Origin of the sequence: Parendozoicomonas verongulae (assembly GCF_009711465.1) — a bacterium.
Taxonomy (GTDB): domain Bacteria; phylum Pseudomonadota; class Gammaproteobacteria; order Pseudomonadales; family Endozoicomonadaceae; genus Sansalvadorimonas; species Sansalvadorimonas verongulae.
Window position 1 is genome coordinate 1 of record NZ_SMME01000699.1, and the last position, 5,579, is coordinate 5,579.

The 5,579-nt window shown below is 49.5% G+C and carries 6 protein-coding genes; all 6 read left to right on the top strand.

Annotation, left to right across the window (positions count from 1 at the left end; genetic code table 11):
• The first annotated feature begins 160 nt into the window (after window positions 1–160).
• Window positions 161–697, top strand: a complete 537-nt coding sequence (locus E1189_RS03155; protein ID WP_155158595.1) for a twin-arginine translocation pathway signal protein — start codon at window positions 161–163, stop codon at window positions 695–697.
• Between the two features lie 18 nt (window positions 698–715).
• Entirely contained in the window at window positions 716–2,326 is a 1,611-nt protein-coding gene (locus E1189_RS03160; RefSeq protein WP_155158596.1) for a GMC family oxidoreductase N-terminal domain-containing protein, read from the top strand.
• Between the two features lie 66 nt (window positions 2,327–2,392).
• Window positions 2,393–2,914, top strand: coding sequence for a pantetheine-phosphate adenylyltransferase (coaD, locus tag E1189_RS03165; RefSeq protein ID WP_155158597.1), 522 nt, complete (start codon window positions 2,393–2,395; stop codon window positions 2,912–2,914).
• A gap of 30 nt (window positions 2,915–2,944) precedes the next feature.
• Window positions 2,945–3,196, top strand: coding sequence for a YfhL family 4Fe-4S dicluster ferredoxin (locus E1189_RS03170; protein WP_155158598.1), 252 nt, complete (start codon window positions 2,945–2,947; stop codon window positions 3,194–3,196).
• Window positions 3,197–3,521: 325 nt separating this feature from the next.
• Complete coding sequence (locus E1189_RS03175; protein WP_155158599.1) at window positions 3,522–4,805, top strand: RING finger domain-containing protein; 1,284 nt, start codon at window positions 3,522–3,524, stop codon at window positions 4,803–4,805.
• Between the two features lie 239 nt (window positions 4,806–5,044).
• The coding region (locus tag E1189_RS03180; RefSeq protein WP_155158600.1) for a hypothetical protein at window positions 5,045–5,579 on the top strand (535 nt) is incomplete at its 3' end.

The following is a 5,579-nucleotide window of genomic DNA, read 5'->3' on the forward strand; positions in this document are numbered from 1 at the left end:
AGTCCTGTCTAAAACCTCAACAGGCCCTAGCCGTAAAAGACTATCAGAACGCTAAAAAAGCCCTGCCCCAAACCGCAACTCTCTGAGAATATGGAAAACTCAGAGATTGCGGTTTACTTTTTATGTCGTAAATTGACGTACAGGTACAAATAATAAAAATATGAATAGACGCTCCTTTCTGAAAACCGGTCTGATTGGCAGCTCTATACTGTCCATGGCTGGAGCAACTCTCTCCCTCACTGGTTGCACACCTGTGCTCAAAGCCAGCGGCTATCAGTTTTTGGCAGATTCCGACTTTCCCTTTGTCAGAGCCCTGTTCAAGGGAGTTATTGGCCCGGCAATTCCCGATAACGAAGCCTTAATGGCCGGTGTACGTGGCTTTGATCGTCATGGTGCAAAACTCTCACCTGAGCTGCAGAAGATCCTTCGCCTACTGTTTGATGTCGCCACCATGCCTCTGACTAAAGGGGTAGCGACCGGTGTATGGAAAAACTGGGACGACCTGAGCAATGATGAAATTTATGCCTTTCTGGAACGCTGGCAAAACAGCCGCCTTCACTTGAATCGCATGGCCCACGCTTCTCTGGTTCAGCTAACGTCTATGTCCTGGAATGGAAACCCAGCGTCGTTCAGTCACTCCAACTATCCCGGTGTGCCCTACGCCAGCATTCTCGTCACTAAGCCTAATAACTACTGATTCCGTCCTGGAGGATTTATGGCGATTAAAGACCTGTTTGCCGAAGGTGTAGCCAGTGGCTGGAAGGTTTTAAACGCCTCACGGCTCGAAAAGAATACGACGGTTGAGGCAGATGTTGTGATTGTCGGAACCGGTGCAGGTGGCGGGACTACAGCTGAAATTATGGCGATGGCGGGTTTGAAGGTCATCATGGTTGAAGAAGGTATGCTCAAGTCATCCAACGATTTCAATATGGATGAAGAAGAAGCCTACTCCACACTGTATCAGGAAGCCGTGGGGCGCCTCAGTAAAGATCAGGCCATTACCATCCTGCAGGGGCGCAGTGTGGGTGGTTCCACCACCATTAACTGGACATCCAGCTTCCGCACACCGGAACAAACCCTGAATCACTGGACATCAGAATTTGGCGTAAAAGGCTCGTCTGTGGATGAAATGACGCCTTGGTTTGCCAACCGTGAAGAACGCCTGAACATACGCACCTGGGACATTCCTCCCAACGCCAACAATGGTGTACTGCAAAAAGGCTGCGAAGCATTAGGGTACGAGTGGGAAACCATACCCCGCAATATTTCCGGATGCTGGGACCTGGGCTACTGTGGCACCGGCTGCCCAACCAATGCCAAGCAATCTATGCTGGTGACGACGATTCCCGGAGCACTGCAACGCAATGCAAAGCTGATATTTCTCGCCAGAGCACACTACCTGAAACACGACAACGGCAAGATTTCCAGCCTTGTCTGTCAGGCCATGGATGCCAGCTGTGTGTATCCCACGGGTAAAACCATCACCGTAAAAGCTAAACACTACGTGCTGTCCGGGGGGGCAATTAACACTCCAGCCATTCTCATGCGCTCTGCGGCTCCCGACCCTTATCGCATCACCGGCAAGCGCACGTTCCTGCACCCTGTACCCATGACTTCTGCCATCATGCCCGATAAAATTGATGGTTATTACGGTGCCCCCCAGTCCATCCACAGTGACCATTTCCAATGGAAAGATGGCGTTACCGGCCCTATCGGCTACAAGCTGGAAGTTCCGCCCCTCCAACCCAAGCTCGCATCAGCACTATTCCGTTCCCGCGGCGAGTCTCTGGCCCAGGATATGAGCCAACTGCCGTATACCAGTGTCACGCTGGCTCTGCTGCGAGATGGCTTTCATGAACAAAGCCAGGGCGGCACTGTCGAACTCCGTAACGATGGCAGCCCGGTGCTGGATTATAAAATGAACAAATATCTGTGGGACGGTGTGCGCAGAGCACTGTTGTCGATGGCTGAAATCCAGTTTGCTGCCGGAGCACGCTCTGTGCGCCCTCACCATTATGGTGCACCTCATTACAAGAGCTGGAAAGAGGCTCAGAAAGGAATCACCGAACTGGAACTTCGTGAATATGACACCCTGGTTGGTTGCGCCCATGTGATGGGCGGTTGCCCAATGGGAGAAGATGAACGACGCTCTGTGGTGAACAGCCTTGGTGAGCATCACCAGCTGGATAACCTGTCGGTGATTGATGGTTCGATATTCCCCACCAGCATAGGTGCCAACCCGCAACTTTCGGTTTACGGGCAGGCGGCTCGTATGGCAACCCACCTCGTACAGCGACTGGGTTCACCGGTGATTACCAGAAGTTAAGGTAACCTGTACCCTTGTGTACAGCGGCGGTGTCCGATAGCATCGCTGGTTTTGCCAGAAGTATTCATGTCAGAACAAGAGGATTTGAGGGCCTTGAAGAGAACAGTCATCTACCCGGGCACGTTCGATCCCATTACCCGGGGTCATTGCGATCTCGTAGAACGGGCTTCCCAGCTGTTCGACCGCGTAATCATCGCCGTGGCCGAAAGCCCCAAAAAGAAGCCTCTGTTCGATCTTGCCGAACGTGTTGATCTTGCAGAAAAGGCAATGGCACATTTGGGTAACGTAGAAGTGGTTGGCTTCAGCAACCTGCTGGCAGATTTTGCCCAGGATGTTGGCGCAGGTGTGATCCTCCGTGGTCTGCGTGCGGTTTCCGACTTTGAATACGAATTCCAACTGGCGAACATGAACCGGGTTCTGGCTCCTGACGTGGAAAGCCTGTTCCTGACGCCATCGGAAGCCTTCTCCTACATTTCCTCGACTTTGGTGCGGGAAATTGCCTCCCTCCATGGCGATGTATCCAAGTTTGTTTCCCCTGAGGTGGAGCAGGCTTTGAGAGTGAAGTTTGGCAGCCCTGAGCGTTCCTGACGCTCGGAGCTCTGTTTATAAGAGTGTTTTATGGCCCTGAAAATTACTGACGATTGCATTAACTGTGACGTCTGCGAACCGGAGTGTCCGAACAGTGCAATCTCTCCGGGCGAGGAGATCTACGAGATAGATCCAAATCTGTGCACAGAGTGTGTTGGTCACTACGATGAGCCACAATGTCAGATGGTTTGCCCTGTAGACTGCATTCCTAAAGACCCTGAGCACAAAGAAACTCAGGAAGAGCTGTTGGAGAAGTACCAGATCATCACTGGTCAGGCTTAATTCCTGCGCCCCACACTCCCCAATAAAGCAGCCTTCCAGGCTGCTGGCTACCTTTTCCGACCCGCTAAACCACAAGACTCAATATCAAAACAGTTCACCAACTGCCCAATCGTTGTTTCAGCTCTTCGAGAGCATAGCAGCCACTGTCTAAATAGAACCACTATTCGCCTCGGATCAGCATAAACACTGCCTCAAACCGGTCTTTTTCCCGTTGCGGTCGGCTAAGTCCGACAGGCTGCTAGAGGCGAAAAATTACATATCGGGTAACCAAAATGGTCTACCCTCCTTTCCTCTCCTCATTCACCTACGGACAAAGAGAATATTGATGAGTCTTGGTAAATATACAATTCGTTTATTCACCACCTTTTGCACTCTGCTCTATCTATGTTGTGCCGTACCTTTGAATGTTTTTGCAGGAGTAGATAATAAAAGGACAACAAGCATCAAGCCTGCTATTTCCCTTGAAAATACAGCTGCAAGCTCCCGGGCAGCCGGCTCTGGACAGGTTGTACCCGATTATTCATGTTTCACCAGCCCTCTTTCTCGTTCTCGCCGGGCAGAAAGAGAAGTGAAACCAGGCAGTGATAATCCTGAAACTATGGAAGTTGCAGAACAGTCACTACTGGAAAAACACTTGGCCACCATCGGTATGGAAGATTATGTGATAACTGAAGTTCCCAGAGATAACCAATGCTGGAAACATGTATTGCGCCTCCAGGCTAACGATTTTTTTGGTTACACAAGAGGGGTAGAGGAGTTATTGCTTGATTCTCTGGAGAGCTTGACGGGGGAACAGTTAGCTATTTTCACGGAGAAACAAAAATCAACTTTGAATCAGGAGCTACTATCGGATGAACTGCCAGCCTTTGATCTTTTGGGGCCATTTTTAGCAACATTGATAAACCGCCCAGTCATAATCGTCCATCTGGAATCATGGAAGAAAGATCTCACTTCTGATCAGGTATTTCATACCTACCTCCCGAAGTCTATAGGTTCTGAAATCACCACAGAAAAACCAGATGCTTCTATCACGGAGAACGCCATTTGGCTCGGATGGATAATGAGTGAAAATCACTATCTTTCTTTGAGCCACAAAAAAAATCCATTAACAACCTGCACAATCTGTCTTGAAGGCTTTCGCTGGCGGGATAATATGCATTCGACCACCTGTCATCACCTTTTCCACAGTAAATGCCTCCTGGATGCTTTAAAAGAAGCTAGGCATTGCCCAGTATGCCGGCAGTGGCAACCTGTATACAAACCAGAGCGATGCCCAGGAAAATGTTCGTTGTCGGATTTTTATCTATCAAAAGAGGAAATGAAGTATGAAAGGGCTCGACACACTCCATGCCCAAGGGGCAACTTCTTTGAGTGTGGTCAGAATTGGGGCCCAAGGACGTTCGTCCTGCCCTCTGCATTCATCGCCCACAGGCGCACCCACATCACAGAGGGCGAACGTCCGCCTCTTCATCGGAAGGCGCTTCACCGTCGGCGCGCCCACATCCCAGAGGGCAGGCCCTTTGTGTGTGATCAGGATAGGGGCCAAAGGACGTTCCTCCTGCCCTCTGCATTCATCGCCCACAGACGCGCCCATTTTAACTCTCGATAATTTTTAAACAGTGAAGATACTGGCTGCACTTACAGTTTTTATATATTTCACACTCCGATTTGCAGCCAGGAGGAAGTGGAAAAATTTACAGGCTTTAAGTACCCGGGCCATTGCTTTGGTGAACAAATATTAGACAGCACCCATTCCTGACTTTAGAGGCGAAAAATTACAAGTCGGGTAACCAAAATGGTCTACCCTCCTTCCCTCTCCACATCCATTTACAGACAAAGAGAATATTGATGAGTCTTGGTAAATATACAATGCGTTTATTCATCACCTTTTACACTCTGCTCTATCTATGTTGTGCCGTACCCTTGAATGTTTTTGCAGGAGTAAATAATAAAAGGACAACAAGCACCAGGCCTGCTATTTCCCTTGAAAATACAGCTGCAAGCCCCCAGGCAGCCGACTCTGGACAGGTTGGACCCGATTATTCAGGTTTCACCAGCCCTCTTTCTGGTTCTCGCCGGGCAAAAAGAGGAGTGAAGCCAGGCAGTGATAATCCTGAAACTACGGAAGTTGCAGAACAGTCACTACTGGAAAAACACTTGGCCACCATCGGTATGGAAGATTATGTGATAACTGAAGTTCCCAGAGATAACCAATGCTGGAAACATGTATTGCGCCTCCAGGCTAACGATTTTTTTGGTTACACCCAAGGGGTAAGGGAGTTATTGCTTGATTCTCTGGATAGCTTGACGGAGGAGCAGTTCGGTATTTTCACGGAGAAACAAAGATCAACTTTGAATCAGGAGCTGCTATCGGATGAACTGC